At 45.8% G+C, this 23,475-nt stretch carries 25 protein-coding genes and 1 riboswitch; of the genes, 13 read left to right on the top strand and 12 right to left on the bottom strand.

Annotated features, from left to right (window positions below; all coding sequences use genetic code 11):
• Positions 1–51 precede the first annotated feature (51 nt).
• The gene (locus AR337_RS23945) at positions 52–174 is read left to right on the top strand and encodes a hypothetical protein (protein ID WP_301335725.1); all 123 of its coding nucleotides are present in this window, start codon (positions 52–54) and stop codon (positions 172–174) included.
• 109 nt (positions 175–283) lie between these two features.
• On the opposite strand, the gene AR337_RS13200 is transcribed toward AR337_RS23945, so the two are convergent.
• Complete coding sequence (locus AR337_RS13200) at positions 284–802, bottom strand: type 1 glutamine amidotransferase domain-containing protein (RefSeq protein ID WP_059172483.1); 519 nt, start codon at positions 800–802, stop codon at positions 284–286.
• Between the two features lie 194 nt (positions 803–996).
• Here AR337_RS13200 and AR337_RS13195 point away from each other — a divergent pair, with 194 nt between their 5' ends.
• Complete coding sequence (locus tag AR337_RS13195; protein ID WP_059172482.1) at positions 997–1,329, top strand: helix-turn-helix domain-containing protein; 333 nt, start codon at positions 997–999, stop codon at positions 1,327–1,329.
• A gap of 51 nt (positions 1,330–1,380) precedes the next feature.
• Here the strand turns inward: AR337_RS13195 and AR337_RS23200 are convergent, their stop codons facing one another.
• The gene (locus AR337_RS23200; RefSeq protein WP_253701715.1) at positions 1,381–1,527 is read right to left on the bottom strand and encodes an anti-repressor SinI family protein; all 147 of its coding nucleotides are present in this window, start codon (positions 1,525–1,527) and stop codon (positions 1,381–1,383) included.
• 31 nt (positions 1,528–1,558) lie between these two features.
• A riboswitch (cyclic di-GMP riboswitch) is annotated at positions 1,559–1,650 on the bottom strand.
• Positions 1,651–2,080: 430 nt separating this feature from the next.
• On the opposite strand from AR337_RS23200, the gene AR337_RS23195 reads away from it, so the two are divergent.
• Complete coding sequence (locus AR337_RS23195; RefSeq protein ID WP_156424397.1) at positions 2,081–2,236, top strand: hypothetical protein; 156 nt, start codon at positions 2,081–2,083, stop codon at positions 2,234–2,236.
• 67 nt (positions 2,237–2,303) lie between these two features.
• Here the strand turns inward: AR337_RS23195 and AR337_RS13190 are convergent, their stop codons facing one another.
• Entirely contained in the window at positions 2,304–2,678 is a 375-nt protein-coding gene (locus AR337_RS13190; RefSeq protein ID WP_059172481.1) for a DUF1992 domain-containing protein, read from the bottom strand.
• A gap of 203 nt (positions 2,679–2,881) precedes the next feature.
• Between AR337_RS13190 and AR337_RS23515 the strand changes: the two genes are divergently transcribed.
• Positions 2,882–3,055 carry a hypothetical protein gene (locus AR337_RS23515; RefSeq protein WP_172797544.1) on the top strand — a complete coding sequence of 58 codons (174 nt, stop codon included), beginning with the start codon at positions 2,882–2,884 and terminating at the stop codon, positions 3,053–3,055.
• 98 nt (positions 3,056–3,153) lie between these two features.
• Here the strand turns inward: AR337_RS23515 and hutH are convergent, their stop codons facing one another.
• The gene (gene hutH / locus AR337_RS13185; protein WP_059172480.1) at positions 3,154–4,671 is read right to left on the bottom strand and encodes a histidine ammonia-lyase; all 1,518 of its coding nucleotides are present in this window, start codon (positions 4,669–4,671) and stop codon (positions 3,154–3,156) included.
• Positions 4,672–4,948: 277 nt separating this feature from the next.
• Between hutH and AR337_RS13180 the strand changes: the two genes are divergently transcribed.
• Both AR337_RS13180 and AR337_RS13175 read left to right on the top strand, forming a co-directional pair.
• Entirely contained in the window at positions 4,949–6,190 is a 1,242-nt protein-coding gene (locus tag AR337_RS13180) for a hypothetical protein (protein ID WP_059172479.1), read from the top strand.
• Positions 6,191–6,483: 293 nt separating this feature from the next.
• On the top strand, positions 6,484–8,571 hold the full coding sequence (locus AR337_RS13175) for a DNA topoisomerase III (protein WP_059172478.1): 2,088 nt from the start codon (positions 6,484–6,486) through the stop codon (positions 8,569–8,571).
• Positions 8,572–9,014: 443 nt separating this feature from the next.
• Here AR337_RS13175 and AR337_RS13170 read toward each other — a convergent pair whose 3' ends face one another.
• On the bottom strand, positions 9,015–9,377 hold the full coding sequence (locus AR337_RS13170) for a YkvA family protein (RefSeq protein WP_059172477.1): 363 nt from the start codon (positions 9,375–9,377) through the stop codon (positions 9,015–9,017).
• A 16-nt stretch (positions 9,378–9,393) separates the two neighbouring features.
• Positions 9,394–10,596, bottom strand: a complete 1,203-nt coding sequence (locus AR337_RS13165) for a hypothetical protein (RefSeq protein ID WP_059172476.1) — start codon at positions 10,594–10,596, stop codon at positions 9,394–9,396.
• A 164-nt stretch (positions 10,597–10,760) separates the two neighbouring features.
• Here AR337_RS13165 and AR337_RS13160 point away from each other — a divergent pair, with 164 nt between their 5' ends.
• The 5 genes from AR337_RS13160 to AR337_RS13140 all read left to right on the top strand — a co-directional run bounded on the left by AR337_RS13160 (position 10,761) and on the right by AR337_RS13140 (position 17,002).
• A complete protein-coding gene (locus AR337_RS13160; RefSeq protein WP_059172475.1) occupies positions 10,761–12,029 on the top strand; it encodes an MFS transporter in 1,269 nt (422 codons plus the stop codon).
• A gap of 15 nt (positions 12,030–12,044) precedes the next feature.
• Positions 12,045–13,628: a M20/M25/M40 family metallo-hydrolase gene (locus AR337_RS13155; RefSeq protein ID WP_059172474.1), complete on the top strand. Its 1,584-nt coding sequence runs from the start codon at positions 12,045–12,047 to the stop codon at positions 13,626–13,628.
• A 517-nt stretch (positions 13,629–14,145) separates the two neighbouring features.
• Positions 14,146–15,378 carry an aminopeptidase gene (locus AR337_RS13150; RefSeq protein WP_059172473.1) on the top strand — a complete coding sequence of 411 codons (1,233 nt, stop codon included), beginning with the start codon at positions 14,146–14,148 and terminating at the stop codon, positions 15,376–15,378.
• Positions 15,379–15,754: 376 nt separating this feature from the next.
• The gene (gene mscL / locus AR337_RS13145) at positions 15,755–16,159 is read left to right on the top strand and encodes a large conductance mechanosensitive channel protein MscL (RefSeq protein ID WP_059172472.1); all 405 of its coding nucleotides are present in this window, start codon (positions 15,755–15,757) and stop codon (positions 16,157–16,159) included.
• Between the two features lie 207 nt (positions 16,160–16,366).
• Entirely contained in the window at positions 16,367–17,002 is a 636-nt protein-coding gene (locus AR337_RS13140; protein ID WP_059172471.1) for a Bax inhibitor-1/YccA family protein, read from the top strand.
• 67 nt (positions 17,003–17,069) lie between these two features.
• Here AR337_RS13140 and AR337_RS13135 read toward each other — a convergent pair whose 3' ends face one another.
• Complete coding sequence (locus tag AR337_RS13135) at positions 17,070–18,017, bottom strand: magnesium transporter CorA family protein (RefSeq protein ID WP_082686970.1); 948 nt, start codon at positions 18,015–18,017, stop codon at positions 17,070–17,072.
• Positions 18,018–18,190: 173 nt separating this feature from the next.
• Here AR337_RS13135 and AR337_RS13130 point away from each other — a divergent pair, with 173 nt between their 5' ends.
• Positions 18,191–18,454, top strand: coding sequence for a hypothetical protein (locus tag AR337_RS13130; protein WP_059172470.1), 264 nt, complete (start codon positions 18,191–18,193; stop codon positions 18,452–18,454).
• A gap of 85 nt (positions 18,455–18,539) precedes the next feature.
• Positions 18,540–19,253 (top strand): TrkA C-terminal domain-containing protein, encoded by a 714-nt coding sequence (locus AR337_RS13125; RefSeq protein WP_059172469.1) that lies wholly within the window; start codon positions 18,540–18,542, stop codon positions 19,251–19,253.
• 395 nt (positions 19,254–19,648) lie between these two features.
• On the opposite strand, the gene AR337_RS13120 is transcribed toward AR337_RS13125, so the two are convergent.
• From AR337_RS13120 to AR337_RS13100, 5 genes are all read right to left on the bottom strand, one after another.
• Positions 19,649–20,281 carry a response regulator transcription factor gene (locus AR337_RS13120; protein WP_059172468.1) on the bottom strand — a complete coding sequence of 211 codons (633 nt, stop codon included), beginning with the start codon at positions 20,279–20,281 and terminating at the stop codon, positions 19,649–19,651.
• Positions 20,274–21,320: a sensor histidine kinase gene (locus AR337_RS13115; protein WP_059172467.1), complete on the bottom strand. Its 1,047-nt coding sequence runs from the start codon at positions 21,318–21,320 to the stop codon at positions 20,274–20,276. Before AR337_RS13115 ends, AR337_RS13120 begins: the two co-directional genes overlap by 8 nt.
• The gene (liaF, locus tag AR337_RS13110) at positions 21,317–22,051 is read right to left on the bottom strand and encodes a cell wall-active antibiotics response protein LiaF (RefSeq protein WP_059172466.1); all 735 of its coding nucleotides are present in this window, start codon (positions 22,049–22,051) and stop codon (positions 21,317–21,319) included. The genes AR337_RS13115 and liaF overlap by 4 nt, the downstream gene beginning before the upstream one ends.
• Positions 22,052–22,201: 150 nt before the next feature.
• The gene (locus AR337_RS13105) at positions 22,202–22,846 is read right to left on the bottom strand and encodes a PspA/IM30 family protein (RefSeq protein ID WP_059172465.1); all 645 of its coding nucleotides are present in this window, start codon (positions 22,844–22,846) and stop codon (positions 22,202–22,204) included.
• A 60-nt stretch (positions 22,847–22,906) separates the two neighbouring features.
• Positions 22,907–23,260, bottom strand: coding sequence for a hypothetical protein (locus AR337_RS13100; protein ID WP_059172464.1), 354 nt, complete (start codon positions 23,258–23,260; stop codon positions 22,907–22,909).
• Positions 23,261–23,475 lie beyond the last annotated feature (215 nt).

Genomic DNA, 23,475 nt, shown 5'->3' with positions numbered 1-23,475 from the left:
AGCGCCTTGGTCAGCCCCGACCAGCATAAGACGGGGCCCGCAGGACACTGAATGGCATCCCTGAATTCGCCCACGCACGAAGGAAATGCGAGCATTTCCGAGGACGGGCCTGCCCTCCGGAGGGAAACGGCTTATGACCTCGAGGGGCTAGGCGCTGGAGCTGGATTAATATAACTTATTTCGAGTTATTCACACTGTGCGATTTTATTTTTTCTAACCAAGCAAAAAGGCTGTCCCGGTGGTTGCCGGCTACAGCCTCTGTCTTGGTGGGATGCGTAAAACCCTATGCTTCCAGCAGTTTGCTTGATTCCCGGATAAAGGCCGGAATGTCATCGGGGGTACGGCTTGTGACAAGCTGGTCTCCGCAGACGACCACTTGTTCATCCTTGTACGTCGCACCTGCATTTTCGAGATCGACTTTAATGGATTTATAGCCGGTTACTTGCCGACCTTCTAATGTTTTTGCAGAAATGAGCAGCTGCGGCCCATGGCAAATGGCGAAAACAGGTTTGCTTTCGTCCATAAAATGCTTTGTGAATTGGACGAACCGCTCATCAGCGCGAAGAATATCGGGTGAGAATCCTCCTGGTAAAAATAAGGCATCATATTCCTGGGGAGTAATTTCATCAATACTGTAGTCAATCGATATTGTGGCTTTGCCTTGCTTTCCTTGGACTTCTTTTCCTTTTTCGGTTCCAATCGTGAGGATTTCATGCCCGTTTTCGACAAAGGCCTTAGCTGGTTCTGTGAATTCGGAGTCTTCAAACATAGATGTAATCAGGCAGGCGATCTTTTTTGCCATTTTTTGCAGCTCCTTTGCTTATTTTCATCTTGTCCTATATTCTCATTCCCTTCGAAATCCGTAACAAAACGTCAACTGTGTCACATACTTGGAATTGATGGATTTTTCACTTAATTAATTTGTTGGTCTGGTACTTTTTACATCAATTTGTTATCATGGATTAAAGATATATATTCCAAGGTGTGTGAACGTTGATGATTGGTGATCGCGTTAAGAAGATTCGTTTGGAGAAAAAAATGTCGTTATCGGAGTTGGCCGAACAGGCTGGGGTTGCAAAGTCGTACATTAGTTCCCTCGAAAGGAATTTGCAGCGGAATCCTTCCATCCAATTCCTTGAAAAGATTTCAGCAGTACTGAATGTTCCTGTCGACCATCTTATCCACGATATGGCAGACCAGGGGGAATTGGACAGCGATTGGCTGAATCTGGTGAAAGAGGCTATGGATTCGGGTGTTTCCAAGGATCAGTTCCGGGACTTCCTGGAATTTAATAGATGGCGATTGAACCAGGGCAACAATGATAATTGAAAAAACGTCAAAAAAAACAATCCAATGGGTCCAATCCCATTGGATTATTTTTTATTCTGCACCCATTAAAGCCGTTCTGTCATCTCTGCTGAGGAAGTCCCGCACTAAATCTGTTCCCAGCCCAATTTCTTTTGCCTCCATGATAAGTGCCATCCATTCCTGATCTAATCCCTCTTTACCTCTTTCTATAACCTGCAACTTTCTCACCCCTAAAATACGAATTCGTATTCCAGGCAGCCCAGCCGTCATTGCAAAAAATGTTCTTGCGGTAGACCCGAAGCTTTGCGTCCCGTTCTTTCAAACGGTTTGCCTTTTTCTGTTTATGTACCCAAGCGGCGCCCTGTCTTTTACTTTCTCACCTGGACACCTACTTAAGTAGTAGTAATAAGTTCATTATAAATAGTTCTTTCGGAGTAGTGTGTTGGTTTTTGTCTTACACTAAGCAGAATATCCCACAATATTTATACATAAATCTACATATAATTTTCTGATAATTCGGTATTATGCAAATTAATCTATTATTATTTGGATGCCGTTAAAGAAATGAAAAAATTCTGTCGAAAAGCTATGTAGAACAGTTTGTTTTAATGGACTGACAAGGGCCTTAAAGTCGAAAAAATTTTGTTTTAGCCGGTCCGTAAAAATTGCGGGAATATTTCGAAAAGTTTTTGAATTTTTATGTCCTTTTGAATATAATGTAAACAACATATTAATGCAGGAAATTAAGACTCTCTAAGGAGGAGGGATTGAGTTGACAGTTATCCATATAATAAATTACACAATCCCGATTGCGTTTATGATTTTCTTTGGATTTTTGCTTGATTGGATGTGCAGGCCATCTCCTGCGGCCCAGGAGTCTAAAGCTGCCGAACAGGAGCTTGCAGGAGAAAGCCGAATTAGGGAATGAACGGTTTGTAGCAGGAGAGAGAGCCGGCCGGCATTGGCTGGCCCTTTTTTGTGTATAAGGACGTTTATTAGGTTAATTTTTTGATGACCTTGGCACTGTAGTTTTTAAAAACAGAGGAGTTGGTTTTGGCACCGCGTTTGGCCATGAGGCTGTTGTACTGGAGCAATTTCTGGTTCAGCTTTTTTTGCATGGATGCGCGCTCAGTGTCGTCTGTAGACTGGACAATGATGCTTTCAATCGACGCCATTTCCTGGCGGAGCGTTTTGGCTTCATCCGTATAACCGCCATTCTTGAGGACTCGATAGGCCATTCTTAGTTCATCGGGCACACCCGCAAGTTCATCAGGCGGCAGCGGTTTCCCGAAGCCAGGCAAATGTTCAAATTCCATATCAGCATACGCCTTTTTGATTCGTTCTTCCGAAATGATTTGAAAAAAATCCACCCTTGTTCCTCCTCAAATAGGAATGTGTATGAATGTGCATGTTGTCAATTTAAGTATACCACTTTTCCACTGGGCAAAGCAGTTTTAACCATTCAAGTTGCCATGATTGAAAAACAACAGATTGGTTTTCCGAATCCTTTCATAAACGGGCAATTAGCGGGAAAACTAACCGTGATACGATTGCAGATGAAAGGGGTACAGATATGGGCCGCGGTAAGAATTTTGACCATAAAAAGAAGGGGCATCCCGGGGATTTCCCGAAAGATGCCTTAACTGAAAAACATGTAAAAGAAGCAATTGGAGATGAGGAATTTTTGGTTGTCAGGGAAGCGTTTAAAAATCGGGTCGAGCGTGGAGACGGGAACCGGTTCCATTAAGAGTTTCACTGTTGGATTACTGGCATTAATGAAAAGTATAGTTCATTTCAAAAAAGCGGTTCTGCCAAAATTGGCGGAACCGCTTTGATTAGTGGGAATTACACCTGCTCCTCCTTTGGCAACAGGACTGCTCCAAGTTCCTTTTGCTTCATCCAGCTTGCTGCCGCTTCGATGTCTTTCGAGAAGACACGATCATGGGTGATGCTAGGGACGATCCCCCTAGCTTCTTCATACATCTGGCGGGTGGCAGTGGCTAATCTTTCCGGTCCGCGGAATTCAGCTGCCTGAAGAGCGCAGATGAGTTCGATTGCCAGCACTCTCCGCGCATTCTGGACGATTTGCCATGCATGGCGTGCAGCGATCGTACCCATGCTGACATGATCCTCTTGATTTGCGGATGAAGGAATTGAATCAACGCTTGCCGGGTGGGCAAGGGTTTTATTTTCTGAAACGAGCGATGCCGCCGCATATTGCATGATCATCGCGCCCGATTGCAGTCCCGGTTCGGGGCTCAGGAATGGCGGAAGGTCATTAAGCTGCGGATTGACAAGGCGCTCAATCCGGCGCTCGGAAATATTGGCAAGCTCAGCAACGGCAATCTTCATAAAATCCATTGCAAAGGCGATCGGCTGGCCGTGGAAGTTCCCTCCCGAGACAATCATCTCGCCGTCATGGAAAATAAGCGGGTTGTCGGTTGCCGCATTCAGTTCGATTTCGAGCTTTTCACGCACATAATCAAGCGCCTGCCACGACGCGCCATGGACCTGGGGAATACAGCGGATGCTATAGGCATCCTGTACGCGCAGTTCTCCCTGCGATGTTGTCAGCTGGCTGTCCTTCAGGTAATTGCGAATCCTTGCAGCTGTTTCGATTTGCTGTACATATCCCCTTGCCTGGTGGATTTCATCGGCAAAGGCATCCATGATACCCGTCAGTCCCTCAATTGTCAGGCTTGCAATCAGCTCGCTTTGGAAGGCAAGCTGCTCTGATTCAAGGTAGCCGACCGCTCCCATCGCGGTCATCGCCTGCGTTCCATTAATCAGCGCAAGTCCTTCTTTCGCTTCCAGTGAAATTGGCAAAATCCCTTCCTCCTGCAGCGCTGCGGCTGAATCCATTCGGTTCCCTTTGTAGAAAACCTCCCCTTCCCCAACTAGGACAAGCGCCAGATGGGACAACGGGGCAAGGTCTCCGCTCGCGCCGAGCGATCCTTGCTGCGGAATGACCGGAATGATGTCGGTATTCACGAGGTCGATCAGCCGTTCAATGACAACCGGGCGCACTCCCGAGAAACCCTTCAGCAGCGCATTTGCCCTAAGCAATACCATCGCTTTTGATACAATCTCCGGAAATGGATCTCCAATGCCACATGCGTGGGAACGAATCAGGTTCAGCTGCAGGTCTTTGACATTGGCGGCATCTATCAGGACGTCGCTAAACTTTCCAAAACCGGTATTTATTCCATAGACAACCTTCTTCTCGGTGACAATCCGCTCGACCGCCTGCCTGCTTTTCTTAACCTTCTCCATGCTTTCTTTTGAAGCGCTCACGTATGCTCCATTATAAAGAACCTCTTTAACCTCAGCTAATGTCAATGTATTTCCTGTTAACGTTATCATAGTTCTCACCTCTACCAATTTAGCAGGATAAAGAAAAAGGCTGGACTTCCAAACCGGTTAAGATTTGGAGTCCAGCCTTTTGTATATGCCTGCGTAATGTTTTATTTTCATCGGAATCATCCTTGTTTGTCAGAAAATAATGAAATTACATTCATTGTATGCGTTACAGTGTTTGGTGTCAACGGAGAGTTGTTTTCGGGGAGGATAGCTGGTTTCACATAAAAGCTTTTTTGCGGCAAATAGTAAGAACACTGCAATATTGAAAGGAGAAGTTTGAATGAGAAGGGTTATATTTTTGGCACTGGCCATTTTACTCATTTATCCAGCCATGGTTTCTGCGGCCCCTGAAGATAATGTTAAAGCAGCGTTTATTCGTGAAGGAAGCCTGTGGATTTTTAAAAACAGCCAAGAAAAAAGGGTTACGTCCACTGGAAGAGTAATCGGTAAACCGAATTGGTCAAGAGACGGCCAATGGCTTGTCTTCCAGCTTAGTGCACCTTCACAATTCGAGGAAGGGGAACAGCAGTCTGAGGTCTGGGTTTACAATCCAGACACTGGTGAAAAGAATAAGCTTTTCTATAACGGGTATTCCCCCGCCTGGGCTCCGCATAAAAATGTGGTAGCCTTTAATGCAAAAGGCATTTTAAACATTTCTAACTTCAAGCAATTTTTCAACATTGCTACAGGTGTTGATAACTATACATGGTTTCCTGACGGGAAGGGATTCCTCCTTTCGGCCGCTGGTACTCTTCGTCCCGATGGCTGGTCGAGCGCCACTTTATTTACGAAAAAAACCGATAATAATTATAGCAACATCCAGGTTTTTGGGGGCGTCGAACCCTTTTTCACATTGCCTAGGGAAATCGGTACGACCAAAGAGAACAAACTGATTGCCGTTTATGCCGAGAAACTAACCTATTCCCCTAGCGGCAAATGGATTTCATTCATTGTATCCCCAACCGCCTCCTGGTCCATGGACAGCAATATGCTCTGTACCATTCGGGCTGACGGTAAGCATTTCAAGGTTTTGGATGAGGTAATTCTTGGTGTAGATGAACCAAAATGGGCGCCATCAACCGATACGATTGCCTTTATCGCTGGCGGCGGAAGAATTGTGTTCGGATTTAAAAATAAAGACTTAAAGGTAAAGGAAATGCCTGCTTCCGGAACACTTACCCCACCCAACTACGCTGATCTCTACTTTGATTGGGTTACCGATAAATCGCTGGTCGCCTCCCGGATCAAAGAACAAGAATGGACAAATGACTTTAGCAAGCACCCGCTTCCATCACTCTATTCCATTGATATCACGTCAAAAAGGCAAGCAAAAATAACAACCCCGCCAAAAGGATTTGGGGACTATTCTCCACAATATGTAGAAGCAATTGATAAACTAGCTTGGCTGAGGGGCAGGTCGATTGTGGATTCAAATTGGACTGTGTGGCTGGCCAATACCGATGGAGGCGCCGCGAAACCATGGATAAAGGATGTCGAATCCATAGTCTTTTATGAAAAATAGCTAAAGTCAGCTTAATGAAAGAGCTTTTTTTATTAAAAGCACCTTACATGTGGCTGAACTTTCGGTTCCTGTAAATATATCGATTAATTTTTTCCGGATATCGATTAATTTTTTGGATATATCGTTCAATTATTGGAAGATATCGATTAATTATTTTTAGCTGATGTAAAAAGCGAGGGACCCATGCAACCTGATTACAAAAAAACCGCGTTTTCCGGTATACTTGTAAAAAGCCAACATGCACACAGCTTTGGTTTGTGCGCAGAAGAGCCTTTACGAAAGGATTGAATGCTGTGAAATCACTGGTACTTGCTGAAAAACCAAGTGTGGCGCGGGAAATTGCCCGGGTGCTTGGCTGCAGGCAATCATCTAAAAGCTCTATTGAGGGCGATAAATACATTGTCACTTGGGCGCTTGGCCACCTTGTCGAATTGAAGATGCCTGAGCATTACGATACAAAATTCAAGAACTGGAACCTCGAGGATCTGCCGATTATCCCTGATAAAATGGGCATTAAGGTCATGAAACAGACGAGCCACCAGTTCAAGGCAATCGAGAACCTAGCCAAACGGAAGGATGTTGGCGAGGTTATCATTGCGACTGATGCCGGGCGAGAAGGCGAGCTCGTTGCCCGCTGGATTCTTGAGAAAATCAACTGGCGGAAGCCAATCAAACGCCTTTGGATTTCATCCCAGACAGACAAAGCGATTAAGGACGGGTTCCGCCAGCTGAAACCTGGCTCCCAGTTCGAAAGCCTGTATCAATCGGCTGTTTGCCGTGCTGAAGCCGACTGGCTGATTGGCCTGAATGTGACGAGGGCTTTGACGACGAAATACCAGGATCCCCTTTCAGCCGGGCGTGTCCAGACGCCGACACTGGCGATGGTGTTGGAGCGCGAGAACCAAATTCAGAAATTCCAGCCAAAGGAATACTGGACCATTTCGCTTTCAGCCGGCCCGCTCTCGCTTGAGTGGGAAAAGAATGGTGAGAAGCGCGTTTTTGACAAAGAGAAAGCCGAAGAAATTGCCGGCAAGGTCAAAGGCGCCAAAGCTACCGTTACCAGAATTGAGCGAAAGACGAAATCAGAACCTCAACCACTCCCATACGATTTGACCGAACTTCAGCGGGATGCCAACAAACGCTTTGGCTTTTCCGCGAAAAAGACATTGAATACAATGCAACGCTTGTATGAGCAATACAAACTCGTTACCTACCCAAGGACTGATTCACGTTACCTCACAACTGACATGGAAGCGACCATGGCTGACCGGCTTGGCGCAATTGCCGGGGCTTACAAGGAAGAGGCAAGGCCGGTTTTGGGGAAAAGCCAGGTCCTGGCCAAACGTGTTTTCAACAACTCGAAGGTAACCGACCACCATGCGATCATCCCGACCGAGGAACGCCCAAACCTGTCAGAGCTTGATCCGGATGAACGTAAAATTTACGACCTCGTTGTCAGGCGCTTTCTAGCGCTCTTCTACCCGGCATACGAATTCGAAACGATTTCGTTTGAAGTAACGGCTGCCGGCGAAACATTTGCGACAAGAGAAACGGTTACAATCGAACCGGGCTTCAGGAAAGTCCTCGGCAAGGAAGAAACGGTGCCATTGAAGCCTGCGGTCGCTGCACTTAAGCAGGGCCAGGCATTAACGGCCTCTGCAGCGAACGTTCACCAGAAATGGACCGAGCCGCCTTCCCGTTATTCCGAGTCTGATATTCTCGGCCAGATGGAAAAATTCGGTCTGGGCACTCCGGCAACCCGCGCTGAAATCATCGAGCGGATTATTGAAACGGAAGTGGTAGAACGGCAGAATGGACGCCTTCACCCTACCCAAAAAGGCAAGCAGCTGATTGAGCTGGTGAATGATGACTTGAAGTCACCCGAATTAACCGCTAAATGGGAAGAAGAACTCGAAAAAATCGCTAAAGGGAAAGGCGATCCGAGGGCTTTTGGTAAAAGAATCCGTGAACAGACGAAGCAGCTTGTTTCCGAAATCAAAACGAGCAGCAAGGCGTACCGCCCGCCAAACCTGACCGGTTCGAAATGCCCGGAATGCGGCTCCTTCCTAAAGGAGCGGAACACAAAAGAAGGCAAAATCCTTGTCTGCTCAAGCCTTGACTGCTCCTACCGGAAACGGAAGGATGCGAAGCTGTCGAACCGCCGCTGCCCGCAATGCCGTAAGAAAATGGAAATTCATAATGGCAAAGCCGGCACCTACTTCCAGTGCCGGACATGCAATGTCGTAGAAAAAGCGGAAGAGCGGAAAAAGGCGGTAAATAAGCACGAAGAGAAAAAGCTTGTCCAGAAGTATACCCAGAAGGAAGACTTCGGCACAAGCCTCGGCGATTTGCTTAAAAAAGCGCTGGAGAAAGACGAATAAGTCCTGTCTTATCCACGTTGTCGCTTTTATGGCAACCTTTTCGCGTAAAACGTAACAATTGTCTCGCCTTTTAACCTGAAGTAATCTTTAAATTTCATAGTTGTCCACATCAAGACCGTTTCGGTTGGCTTTTTCATCTGAAACGGTCTTGATACGTTTTATGAAGACCGTTTCGATTGTTCGCTTTACCTGAAACGGTCTTGAGAACCTTTATGAAGACCGTTTCGATTGTTCGCTTCACCTGAAACGGTCTTGAGACGCTTTTTGAAGACCGTTTCGATTGTTCGCTTCATCTGAAACGGTCTTCATGTTGCTATGGAAGTTCCAGGAGAGGGCGTTGCTAAGGAAAGATAGCCGGGATGCGTGCGCAATGACATAATTTTATAGCGGGCGTGGGCAGAGAGCGGGCAAAAGCCCGCTCTTTTTTCATAAAAAGTGATTCATTATTTTAAAAACAGTACCGCCAATGCCACAATTCCTGCAACCCAGAGCAAAATGATGGCAGCGGCGCCAGCTTTGCTGACCGGCCTTTTGGCATACTCGGCCTTTTCGGCTGCCTCCCTCCTAACTTCTTCCGGAATAAGTTTAAGTGAAAGCCAAATTCCGAGCGGCAGTAGGATGACGTCATCGAGATACCCGAGAATTGGTATAAAATCGGGGATCAGGTCGATCGGGCTGAGCGCATAAGCAACAACCATGGCCGCAACCAGCTTCGCGTACCATGGCACCCTTGGGTCTCGAACCGCGATATAAAGTGTCATGATTTGTTTTTTGAGCTGCCTCGCCCATTGTTTTAGTTTTTGCATTTTTCTCTCCTGCCTATTAATCGACGTACAGGTAAATACTATCACTCTGTATGCTTACCCTTCCTTTTATTTCTCCGATACCGTCAAGGAAAAGCGAATCATCCGATTGGGTAGGCTTTTTTTCCAGCATGAGATGAAGCTCTATAATCTCCCTGAAATTTCCTTTAATCACCGCAATTGCCGGCTGCTTGATGAGGTATTCTTTTTGTTTAATCCCTACCTTTATATAATTTTTATGCAGAAGCTTGTGCTGATGCCGGAATATATTCATAGGGTCAATAGTTTTAGCCGATATCGCCCCTGCTATGCAGACATGGGTTCCTGTTTTTTTATAAAACTCTTCGAACTCCTTTTCTCTTTTTTCATTGATGAGCCGTGCGATTTCCTCTGTCTCTTTACTTATTTCAATACTTCCTTCAAGCGGGGTCTGCACCTGTACAGTTTCTTTTAAAATTGTATACAGTGTTTTTTCAGACTCCATGAAGGATTCTTTCCAGTTTGGCAATAACTTGTCCAGCGCAAGAGTTAAAAAAAGTCCAGAGTAATAGCAGCTTCTTCTTATATGAAGGGACGATTCGTACGTGTCCGTTAGCCATTTTGCATAGCTTTCAACGATATTGTCGTAGGGGAGCGGGCTGGTTAGTGCCTTCGCTTTTACCTCGACATATGCTGCTGGTCCCTCTACTGTTTCAATTCTATTTTCGTATTCGATGGTTTCACCAATCAGTTTTGCCCTTTTTTCCCTGAGCGCAATAAACCTGCTAATATATAAGTGCAATTGTTCCTCGCTGCCGGCAGTGAGCGCTTGATAAATGGCTTGTCTCTCCTGGTTCCTCGCCTCAATATTCTCATTAAGGATTGGATACATAATTCCTAGTAATTCATTCGGGAAGCGCTTTTCCCCTCTTACATACTGATAGCCATGGAATAATTCATGGATGATGGTGGAAAACAACCCTTCATAGTCATGATGGAAGGACATATTCACTATAGCGGTTGGGTGCTCTTCAAAGAGTATTAAGGTTTCGCCAATAAATGAATTTGTACGGGGTAAAACGCAATACGGCTTTTCAACGTCTGCCTGGTAGTTCGGATGGTTAAATAAAAACACGTTCTCCTCATCATAAAGCGCAAACGCGACAAATTCATAGCCAGGCCAGTAAAAGTCCGGATTGGCTTTCGCTATGTCTTCAGCAATCCTTGCAATCTTACTTTCCATCCCTTAGTCCCCCTCACTTTACTTACATTTTTATAGTTCGTTCTTTGTGACCGTAAATCCTTTCCCGTGCAAAGAGTTCGTGCAAAATTTCATTATTGAAAATTCTTCCTTTAGGATAGTATGATAAGAAAGCTGCCTACTGTTTTAAAGAAATGGAGTTTACTATGAGACTTAAAGATTGGGATACAAATTTACGGGTCCGGCTTGCTGCCGAGGCTTTGCTCAATACAATGTTCTGGATGTTCTTCCCGTTTTTGGCGATTTATTTTTCCGGGGAGTTCGGGAAAAGCAAGGCTGGGCTCCTGCTAGTCTTCTCCCAGGTTTTCTCGGTTGCCGCAAATTTGCTCGGGGGATATTGCGCCGACCGGTTTGGCCGGAAAAAGATGATGGTTTTCTCCGCCGCCGGCCAGGGATTGTCGTTTTTGGTGTTCGGGCTTGCCCAGTCGCCGTGGCTGGATTCGCCGATGCTTGGCTTTATTTGTTTTGCGCTTGCCGGAGTTTTCGGCTCCTTTTATTGGCCCGCAAGCCAGGCAATGGTAGCCGATCTGGTGCCTGAAAAGGACCGCAGTGAAGTGTTCGCCGTATTTTACACATCGATCAACATATCCGTTGTCGTTGGACCGATTTTCGGGTCGATCTTTTTCGTCCGCTACCCGTTCGAGGTTTTACTCGTATCCGGTCTCATTGGCCTGCTGCTCTCTTTCATTCTTGCGAAATGGACCCGGGAAACACTTCCGGTAACTATGGCTGACGCCAGCCAGAGCGGACGCAGCTGGTATGCGGGATTGGTAAGCCAGGTAAAAAATTACGGGGTCATTATGGCGGACAGGACCTTCCTGCTGTTCATCATCGCGGGGATATTGCTTTCACAGACGTTCATGCAGCTCGATTTGCTGTTTCCGGTTTATATGAATGAATTCGTTCAAATCCAGACACTGTTCAGCTTTGGCGACTGGTCCCTCAAGGTGGACGGCCAGCAGGCGTTTGGCATCATCCTCTCAGAAAACGGATTCCTCGTTGCCCTATTTACGGTGGTTGTTACAAGGTGGATGTCAAAATTCAATGAGCGGAATGTGTTTATGGCGTCATCGATCCTATATGCCATTGCGATTATCCTATTCGGCCAGACGGTCTGGATTTGGGGACTAATTTTCGTAATGGGGGTGTTTACGCTAGGAGAGCTTGCATCGGCAGGCATCCAGCAGGGATTCGTTTCAAAACTCGCACCGGAACACCTGCGCGGCCAGTATTTCGCCGCGGCAAGCCTTCGTTATACAATTGGGCGGACAATCGCCCCTCTTTCAATCCCGCTCACTCAGTGGATTGGCTTTGAATGGACTTTCATTACCCTTTGCCTGCTGTCGCTTTTGAGCGCTGTGTTTTACTGGGCGACCTTTAAGAGCTATGATAGGAAAAAAGCGGTTACAGCATAAAGGAGGGCCTCCAACATGTTTTGGCAATCAAAGCAACAATTAGTAGATTTGCTGGCACGGCTCGTCAGCATCCCGAGTATCAGCGGGACCGAATCGGAGGCCATTTTCCCCGATTTACTGGCGCATGAGCTAAAAAAACTCCCCTACTTCCAGGAGAATGGCGATCATCTCAATGTCCACAATTCACCAGACGGCTCCTTCCTGGCTGCCTTTGTGGAAAAGAAGGGCACGAAGAAAACAATTGTCATGATTAGCCATTTCGATGTCGTTGGAGTCGACGATTATGGCCAGCTAAAGGATTATGCGTTCAATATCGAAAAACTGACAGAGCAGTATAACGAGTATCCTGAGCTGCTGCCCGAGTCTTTCCGTGATGAATTCAACGAAGGGGATTGGGTTTTCGGGCGGGGCTCAATGGATATGAAGGCCGGCATCGTCGCCCAGTTGTCATTAGTGGAGAAGGCTGCTGCGGGGCAAATTGACGGCAATCTCCTTTTTGTGACCGTTTCGGACGAAGAAGTCAGTTCAAAGGGAATGCTGAAGGCCATTGATGAAATTTTGCGGTTGAAAAAAGAACTGGGGCTTGAATACATCCTTTGCCTGAATTCGGAGCCGTCGTTCAAGGAACATCCCCATGATACAAATAAATATATGTATACCGGAACAATCGGAAAAATGATGCCGAGCTTTTATTGCGTCGGCCAGGAAACCCATGTCGGTGAACCGTTTGGCGGCTTGAATGCTTCCTTGATGGCTGCTGCGCTGACGTTGGAGTTTGAATTGAACAGCGGGTTTGCCGAAACGGTTGGCGAAGAAAAGACGCCGGCCCTCACCAGTCTTATGATGAGGGATTTGAAGCAAGGCTACAATGTCCAGACGCCGAACTCTTCTGTGGCGATGTTCAACCTCTTGTATATGGAGAAATCGCCGGGAGAACTTGTCGAGGGAATTCTCGCTAGTACCCACCAGGCCGCCGAGAAAATTTTGGACCATTACCGCTTAAAAGCGAGTAAAGCCGGCGTACAGGGCTTGCCGTTTACCATCGACGTTTACACATGGGACGAACTGTACTCGAAGGCTGTGGAATCGGTTGGTCCGGATGGCGTCAAGGAACTGATTGCCGCCACGCTGCTCGCTTCAGCAGGAGAGGATGAGCGGGGGAAAAGCCTCCGGATTGTTCAGGAGTTATCCGCCTTCTCCGAAACCCGGCCGTTTATCGTTTTTTATTTCAGCCCTCCCTTCTATCCGGCTGTTTCATCCAGGAATTCCAGATTTGTTCAATCAATTGCTTCTTTTATTAAAAATGAAAATGAGGAAATCGTCGAAAGAAGCTTTTTCCCTGGGCTATGCGATTTAAGCTTCGCCTCCTCTTCCATTTCCGAAAAGGACGCAAGGCTCTTGATTGGCAACATGCCCCTCTACGGTAATGGCTATACGATTCCTTTCGATTCTATCAATCAGCTCGATATGCCCGTTTTTAACCTTGGACCATACGGAGCCGACCCGCACCAAAAAACTGAACGGCTAGAGCTGAACTTTTCATTCGAAACGCTGCCTGAACTACTCGAAAAACTTGTCCGGCATGCGTTTCATCAATGAAGCAGTGAAGCAGGGGACGTTTCCCCTGCTTCATCTTGCAGGAGCGAAGGGAATCCTTTTTGGGTTGCCTTCTTTCTTTTTTTAATAAAACGGGTTTGGCAGGAACAAATTGCGACGAGATTAAAATTATCCGCAGTTTTTGTCAATAATCATTTTTGAATATTTGGTGAACTTTTGATTGAACTGGTTGAGAAATGAGCGTATACTTCAGATTAACAGATACTTAACCACGTTAGGATGGTGGATATGATGGATTGGATGTCTCCTACCTCTTTGTCAGGGATTATCGCATTCGCATCACTGTTTTCCTGGGGTATTTACTTAAATATAAAATTATATAACGATATCGAGCAGTAGGCGTCGGCCTCCTGCTTTTTGTTTTGCTGTTTTTCCTTTTTGTATAGATGTGCAAAATCGGGTGAATACATCTTTTTCAGAACGTGCGTGTATATTATTTCTTTTTTTTCCAAAAAAGAGATAAACTGAGTAAGATGAAACAGGAAAAGGGGTACATATGATGAGTGATTTTCAAACAAGATTGGACAAGTACGCGGAGCTTGCAATAAAGGTTGGGGTTAATGTCCAGCCTGGCCAGACACTGGTCATTAATGCAACGCTTGATGCAGCTGAATTTGTAAGGGTTGCCGCTAAAAAAGCATACGAAGTGGGTGCTTACAACGTCATCGTCAATTGGACGGATGACACGGTTTCCCGCCATAAATATGAGCTAGCGCCCGATGAAGCATTCAATGAATTTCCAAAATGGAGGGCCAAGGAAACCGAAGATCTGGCTGAAAATGGCGCGGCATTCATGTCGATTGTTTCTTCATCCCCTGACCTTCTGAAAGGAATTCAGCCGCAGCGCATTTCCAACTTCCAGAAAGCGGCGGGTACCGCACTTGCCAATTACCGCAGGATGATTCAGTCCGATAAGGTCAGCTGGACCGTTATCGCTGTCCCATCCGCTCAATGGGCCGCGAAGGTATTCCCGGATGTCCCGGAATCCGAGCAGGTTGACAAGCTTTGGGATGCCATTTTCACAGCTGTCCGTGTCGATGCAGAAAACCCTGTCCAGGCGTGGAAGCAGCATGATGAAACCCTCCACGAAAAGGTTCGCGTCCTGAACGAAAAGCGCTTTAAGTTCCTTCATTATAAGGCGCCCGGAACAGATTTGACGATTGAGCTTCCGAAAGGCCATCTTTGGGTCGGAGCCGGCAGCATAAATGAAAAAGGTTTCGAATTCATGGCCAATATGCCGACCGAGGAAGTTTTCACGGTTCCGTTGAAAACCGGCGTAAACGGAGTTGTCTCTAGCACGAAACCACTTAGCTTCGGCGGCAACATCATCGACAGGTTCAGCCTGACATTCCAAAACGGACGCATTGTTGATGTGAAGGCCGAAGAAGGCGAAGAAATCCTGAAGAGGCTTGTGGAAACCGATGAAGGCTCCCATTACCTTGGGGAAGTCGCGCTCGTTCCATTCGACTCGCCAATTTCGCAATCTAACGTCCTATTTTTCAATACACTTTTTGACGAGAACGCGTCAAACCACCTTGCTATCGGAAGCGCCTATGCATTCTGTATAGAAGGCGGTAAAACAATGAACGCCGAGCAGCTTAAAGAAGCCGGGTTGAATGAGAGCATCACGCACGTTGATTTCATGATTGGCTCCGCCGAAATGGATATCGACGGCATCACAGAGGACGGCAAATCGGAACCAGTTTTCCGCGGCGGCAACTGGTCAATTTAACAATTTGATAAAGTGAACCTTCCACCAGCGGTGTTTGTCCGCTGATGGTTAGGTGAACCAATCGGACCTTTACGGGCAGTTGATCTCCCACGTATCTTCTTAGAATCCTCTGAATCTTCAGGTGGGGGGTCTTACTGCCCGTTAAGAGTGGGATCAAACGTTTGATTGAAAAAGCAGGCGGGATGAAATCATAGTCCCTGCCTGCTTTTTTTATGAAAAGAGACGGAATGTTTACAAATAGAGCGGCAAATTTTCATGAATGTTTTGCACCATTCAAATGCAGGTTTCCTTTATAGGAAAATTGGCTTTTCTACCAGTGACAACTCCCCATTTTACTGATACAGTATGCTTATCATTCTAAAATGGGGGATACATAATGCTGCATGAATTTAAGAAATTCGCAATGAAAGGTAATGTGCTTGACCTGGCCGTTGGGGTCATTATCGGAGGGGCTTTTGGAAAAATTGTCACTTCACTTGTAAATGATATCCTGATGCCAATTATCGGCGTGCTGATGGGGGGAATTAACCTAAAAAGCCTTAAATATCCTTTTGGGAAAGCGGAAATCCTCTATGGACAGTTCCTTCAGTCTGTCACCGATTTTCTCATCATTTCTTTTTCAATCTTCCTTTTCATAAAATTCATCCACCATTTCAGGCATAAACAGGAGGAAGAAATAGTAGAGATACTAGAAGAAAAAGCAGATAAAACCGAGGAATTGCTCGCTGAAATTAGGGATCTTCTAAAAGAACAGTCCCAGCGTTCCGGAGACAGGGCCTAAAGTATTTATTAGCCTATAGCTTTCACAAACCGCAACAATGTCTAATCCTCGAAAGATTTTCGCCAGCCACATCAAAAGATGCCCTCAAATGGTTCCGTTGGCTTTACGCAATTAAAAAAATATTTTTTCGTATGGAAAAAGGTGAAACCTTTTATTTTTTCGAATCGTACTACACTTATTCCAATTAAATTATGAGGTGAAGCACTGATGTATGTACAATCCAGCACTGAGTATTTGCCATCCGTTATGAGGGCGTTCGCGATGTCGATTGCGTTCGCACTCCTTGGCGCAATGGCTGGTGTATACGTTCCGCCGGCATTATTCCTACCACTGATTATCCTCGAAGTAGGCATGTTGCTTTTCGCATTCCTAATCCGTAGGAAGAAGTCCATTTCGTACACTTTCCTTTATACATTTACGTTCATATCTGGTATTACTACTTATCCGATCATTGCCCATTACGCGTCACAATCCGGCGGCGATGTTGTCCTGCTTGCCTTGGCGACAACAACGGTTGTTTTTGCAGGAATTGGCGTTTATGCAACAAAGACGAAGCGCAATTTCTCCTGGATGGGCGGCATGCTGATGGCTTCCCTGCTCGCCTTGATCGCGATTTCCATTTTCAATTTGATTTGGCCGCTTAGCTCGACTGGAATGCTCGCTTTCTCATTCGTCGGCGTCCTTGTTTTCAGCGGCTACATCCTATTTGATTTTAATAGGATGAAGCATTATGGCGTTACAGCAGAAGAAGTTCCACTCATGGCGCTTAATTTGTACCTTGATTTTGTAAACCTGTTCATCAATCTGCTGCGCATTTTCGGCATATTGTCGAGCGACGATTAAATTCTTGTGTTTCCCCCTCTTTTGAATAGATAGGAAAGGCAGGCCTTCCCCCAGGCCTGCCTTTTGCTTATTTAAAAAAAGAATTCCGTTTTTTCCCTCGCAAAATGTCCCCCGACCAGCCTTTCCCTTTCAGGACAATGTAGAGGATTAGCGTGGAAATAACTACAAGTGCTATTGCGAAAACATATCCATACTTCCATTCCAGCTCCGGCATGTTCCGGAAGTTCATTCCCCATAAAGCTCCAAGCGCGGTGATTGGGGTAAACAGTGTGGTCAGGACTGTCAATGTTTTCATAATTTCGTTTCCACGGTGCGATGAAACGACTTCCTCAAGTTTAATGAGTGTATCAATTTCAGACTGGTATTCGCTGGCGAGTTTAAACCCCCGTTCAATTTTCAAGCATGCCCGCTTGTATTCAGGTTTTCCCGCAGCCCTGTCGCCGAATGCTTCTTCCATTGCAATCCTTATTTCCTGAAGAGGAATCATGAGATGTTTGAGGACAAGAAGCTCATGGCGGGCATGATAAATTTCTTCAAGAAGTCCAGTACTGTTTTCATTTTTCACTTTCCAAAAAAGGTCGTTTAGCTTTACTTCAAATGGGTCGATTTCGAGGAGGCTGCTGGTTGTCAGTTCCCCTAGCAGGACCGAAAATCCTTCAATTGCATTTCCACTGTTACCCATTTGCTCCTTGATTAGGGTATAATCCTTCTCCCCCAGAACGTTAAAGTCCAGACCAACTGTAATCATAAAATTTTCTGCAATGCAGAAATGAAAATAATGATAGTCTTCTTTTTCTTTCAAGTCCTGTTTAAAGACCAGCGTCCCGGCAATCCATTCCTTCCCTTCATGGAATGTATCGACAATAATATTATTTGTGTTCATTTCCTTTATTTTCTTGATCCAGCCTTCTAAATGATAGGAAGCATTTTCCCTGGCAAGCTCCTTCAGCCCTCTCGTTTCTCCAGGAGGAACTTCATGCCATGTCCAGGCCCCATCCTTAAACACATGCTTCATTCAGCCACATCCTGTTCAATTTTTGAAATAAGAAATTAGTCTTATTCTTAACCATCCCCACAACTCTCCTTTTCAAAACTTTTCAGATATGAATGTTTTTCGGGAAAGGAATCAGGGTAATATAAATAGTACACTCTAGAGAGAAATAATTTTCGAAAAGGAGATGGACTGGCATGAAAAAGAATAGCCGTTATTTGGTTGCAGGGGCCGGGATTGGCGCGCTTCTCCTGTACGCTTTCAAGCCTTCGAAAGTAAACCTTAGAGAAATGGTTGATACTGTCTCAAGTAAACTTCCTTTTGGAAAAACTGAAACTGAGCCCGTAGTCGCGAAAGCCGGCCTGTCGGATCCAATGGACCTGGATGACAATAAAATGGTAAGCGAAGGTTCGCAATACGGAGTCCAATATTATAACCAGAACGAGCAGGATAAAGCCTAAAGGAGAATTCCTTTAGGTTTTTTGTTGTGTGGGGAACTATTGTGCTGGATTAAGTGACTTCGATTTTGGATGCGGAGGAATTAGGATGGGTTATTTATTTATTTTGATTTATGTAGGGATAATTTTAGCCGTGATTGAATTATGTACGATCCTTTTTGTATTGACCGGCCTCGAAAAACCCGTTGCCAGATTCCAGGTAATTTCAATGCTGACGAGCACGGGCTATACAACCGGTGAATCCGAATTGATCATCGACCATCCAATCAGAAGAAGGCTCGGATCATTTCTAATCCTTTTCGGCGCATTTTCCCTCGCGGTCATCATTTCCGCCATTAGCGGAATCTTGCAAAAAAGCTTCCATATAACCGAACTAGGCCTAGTAGCTGGGTTCCTCATCCTGTTATTGCTTTCCTTGAAAACGCCTTTTGTTAAGACAAGGCTTACGTCCAAATTTCAAAAGGAGATGGAGCAGAACTATCAACTTGAGGATTTGCCCATTAAGGATGTCTTATTGCACAATGAAGACGATTATATCGCCGAAATTCACATTCACGAAGAGTCAGTCCTAATCGGAAAAACCTTAAGTGAAGAAATTAGGCCGGAGGAGGATATTAACATTCTTTTTATCAAAAGGGGTGATGTGATGATCCGCCATGACCGGAATGATGAAAAAATTCAGGCCGGCGACCAGGTAGTGCTGTATGGCGACAAATCACTCCTAAATGAAAAATTCGCCGATGAAATCGAGGCTTATGAAAAAAAACTTAAAGACCCAGAAATGAAAAGCCAACTCACGTAGAACGTACCCATTTTGAGTGCATTCTTGAACGCGGTGGGATTCCTGCGGTCCATGTATGAATATTTAAGGTATCGTTTTCTATGAATGGTTTTTCATAAAAAATAACTAGTGAACAAAGGCTATGCATTTTTGAAAAAATAGTAGGGGTCTGACCCGGACTACATTGCCTTGAAAACGGATAGTGAATTATCACTAGTCAGAGTTAGGCACTTCCTTGCTGGAACACAATACTCTCTACTGTTCACTAGTAGGCGTCTTACACCGACTACTTTGCTTTGAAACGGATAGTTAGTTATCACTAGCCCTCCTCCCTCCTCAAACCCGAAAAACAAAAAGCTTCCCCAATACGGAAGCTTTTTCAAAGAAACATAGTATTCTCACCAGGAATGCCCTTTCTACTCAGTAAGGTTATGCTTGAACGCATAGATGACCGCCTGGGTCCTATCCTGGACCTGAAGCTTGGAAAGGATATTGCTCACGTGCGTTTTCACTGTCTTCAGTGCAATAAACAGTTCATCAGCGATTTCCTGATTTGCTTTACCCTCTGTCATTAACAGCAATATCTCCATTTCCCGTTCCGTCAGTTCCTCATGGGGCAGGAGTACTTTTTTCTGGCGCATTTTAAGCATCATTTTGCCGGTAACCTCGGGCTCGAGGATGGACTGGCCCTGATATGTAGCACGGACAGCGTTGGCAATTTCACTTGCCTTCGAGGTTTTCAGCATATAGCTTGTTGCACCCGCTTCAAGGGCGGGGTACACTTTTTCGTCATCGAGGAAGCTTGTGACGATAATTACTTTTGCCTCGGGCCACTGTTCAATGATTTGCCTTGTTGCTTCAATACCATCCATTTCCTTCATCACCAGGTCCATCAGGATGATGTCAGGCCTGAGTTCCAGGGCAAGCTCGACACCGCGTTTTCCATTGTCAGCCTCGCCGACAACCTCGATATCCGGCTGGGCGGACAAATAGGATGATACACCGATTCGGACCATCTCATGGTCATCAACAAATACAACTTTAATCATTTTCCCCATCCCCATTCGACACAGCCGGAACCTTCACTTCAAGCCGCGTCCCTTTATTCTTTACCGAGACAATTTTCAGTGTGCCTCCGATTTCCAATGCCCGTTCATGCATATTTTGCAGTCCGTACGAACCAGCCTTCCGATCCCCATCATCAAAACCGATACCGTCATCGACAACCCGAAGGATGATCAGGCCATCTCTTTTGATTAAAAGAACCTCCAGCGACTTTGCCTTCGCATGCCTGAGCGTGTTCGAGACCGATTCCTGTAGGATGCGGAACAGGTGGTCCTCGACTCCCTTGTCCATTGAAAAATCTTCAGCCTTCCAGTTAATCCCGATCATGACTTTTTGGGAAAGCTCATTTAGTAGCTCCGCTATACCCTCCTGAAGCGATTTGCCTTTTAAGGCTGCCGGACGGAGGTGGAGCAGGAGTGCCCTCATCTCAATTTGCGACTGGTGAATCATTTCTTCTACAAGCTTTAGCTGCTTGGCTTCGTGCCCTTCTCCATCCGCTTTTGTTTCGGTAATCGCGGACATGAGCATGGATGCGGCGAACAGCTGTTGGCTCACCGAATCATGCAGCTCACGGGCAAGCCGGTTCCGTTCCTGGGAGATGATTTCCTGGATTCTTGTTTCCTGTTCTTCCGCTTTTTCGGTCGCAAGCCGCTGTGAAAGCTTGGCTTTCTCCGACAGTTGCGTGTTCAATTTTTTAAAGCGTTCATGGATTTCCTGCATTTCAAAGAGCGAACCAGCCTCTTTCAGTTCCGCTTGGTGCCCTTCTTCAATCTGGCGGAGCGACTGATCGATAATTGATAGCTGAGCTTTCCAGTAAACACCTGAAATCAAGCCGAACATGATTCCGAATGCTCCGCTGAATGCAGGTATAAAGATGATGAACGGGATGCCCATCAGTTCCCTATGCCAAAGATAGGACCATTCATCAATCGGGAAAACGATAAAAAAGGCCACTGAGCTAGTTATTAGTAGAACAAAGGCGAACCCGAGGCTCCAGACAACTTGTCTTTGGATTGCGCTCATATCCGGTTTACCTCAAGGTTCCCAACGATTAACGATGTAAGGATTTTCACCTTCTGGATTGACTCATCATAATTCGCTGTTTTCAACTGATAGACCTGGTTGAATACTTTCGCTTCTTCCTCGCCAAAAATAGACGTGGACCCCGCCATTACGGAATGATTGATGCTGACCTCCATCTCATACGGGACAAGTATTTGGACATTGCCAATGAAGTTGCGGATAAAAATGACCGTCTCCCCTTTTGGAAAAACAGTATAGCTTAAGTCAATAATCGTATCGCCAATGCCTGCCTGGATGTTAATATCGTTCCAGTCATAGACCTGCTCTGGGGTCTTTTGCTGGCCAAATAAGATATTTTCAAAAAGCGGCTTTGTCCTGGCCATCTGGATTGGAGCCGCTCCAGGTTCAGGGACTTCGATGGCTGGGGCGATCCGCTTCGGTGCTTTTTTTGACTGGATGAACTGGATAAATATTATAATAAGCATTCCGATCAGTACCAGCTTTAAGGTAATCATGTTCATCAGACTGGCTACCAGTATAATAACCCCGCCCCAAAAGAGGAACCTCCCGAATTTGGAAGGCGACTTTTTCCGGCCGATATAAATCAAGGCTCCCGCAAGGAAGAGGGAGAAGACAAGGCCACTATTAAAAAATGCAATTTCCAGTAGGAGAATAATTCCGCCTCCAAAGATTAGCCAGCCCATATAATCTCCTGTCATTTTCCTGTCCATCTCTCTTCCTCCCCGAAAAGCCACATCTGTAATATTGTTATATCGTCCTCTTTAGGATATCACTTTCCACCAGAGGTTGTCTTTAAGATGTTGTGCGAAAAGGCCATCCCGGGTTCTCCCCGGGACTCGCCCCATTCTGTTTTCCCGGCCTTATTGAGCGCTTTGCTGTCCGTCCTGGTTTTTAAGCTGCTTTTCCAGCTGGGCAATTCTTGCATCAATTGTGCTACGGATATAGTTGTTGTTAGACTTTTGCTCAATTGTGTCGAGATAGGTTTCAATTTCCTGGAACCGGTTTGCCGACTTCATTTCGCCCGACTCAACAACCTGGCTGATGCGGTGGTTGGCCCTGTTCATATTTTCCCTTCCCATCAATTCAAGGCGGCGAATATTCATGTCCTTCAGCTTGTGCTTCATATCCTCGTATCTTGCCTCAAGCTCATCATGCTGCCTGGCTGCATGGGCAATCGCTTCCTCAAGGCGCGTAGCCCGCTCCGAATATTGCAGGTATTCCCTTTCAGCAAATTCCTGGAGACCATGTTCCCCGGCCTGCGAGGCTACGTCCGCCTGGTGCTTCCGCTTTTCGGCCATTTCTTTTGCAAGGTGATATTCACGTGTGAATTCTTCCTTCAACGAATACTGGCGTTCAATAAGCTTCCGGACCTTTTCGGTTTCCTTTTCACACTGGCGAAGGTACTCGTTCAGCATCGCAATCGGATTTTTCATTTCCTTCTGATCCAACGCTTCATGCAGGTCCGCCATTACTGTGTTTTTGAGTTTAGTAAATAAGTTTGCCATTTTCTTATCTCTCCTTAAAATTTATTATTTTCATGCGCTTTGTTCCCAAATCTTTCAACATTAGCCTTTATGCAGTTCGCTCCATTGCTTTTCAAAATTTACGAATGGATCTGTTTCTGTTTCCTTAACTGGCTCGGTATACTTTGTTTCATTCCAGTTTTTGTACACAAGGTACAGGATATAGGCTGCTGCGAATCCGACCAGGGCAGGTGCATTGCTAGCTGCTGCCGACAACACGATGAGGCCGATAATTCCGAGGCCAATCCTTGCCGCTGTTGATTTCGTTTTTAGGAACTGCTTAATTACAAAGTACAGAATCGCCAAGCTGACCACCATTCCCGCAATCGGGCCGATGGTAGACAACAGAACCATTGCCGCGATTCCTCCTGCTACAAGTAAACCAAATTTTTTCATGTTCAATTCCTCTCCTTTCATGTCTCTATCTTACCTTCAGAGAGAATTTTCAATAACGTGCTCAAGCCAGATTTTGCTCTAGGACTTGAGGCGGAGGACTGGCTCGGACTCGCGTGGATTTTACTTTTTCCGGATCAATGGTTGGGCGGTTTCAGATTGTATTTATAGGGATGGATTTGGTCTATTCGAGGGGGGATTTCGGTGCAACTTCTATT

It is taken from the genome of Bacillus sp. FJAT-27445 (assembly GCF_001510665.1).
Taxonomy (GTDB): domain Bacteria; phylum Bacillota; class Bacilli; order Bacillales; family Cytobacillaceae; genus Bacillus_D.
Note: the sequence above shows the minus strand (reverse complement) of the source record. Positions and strands in the feature narration are given on the sequence as shown.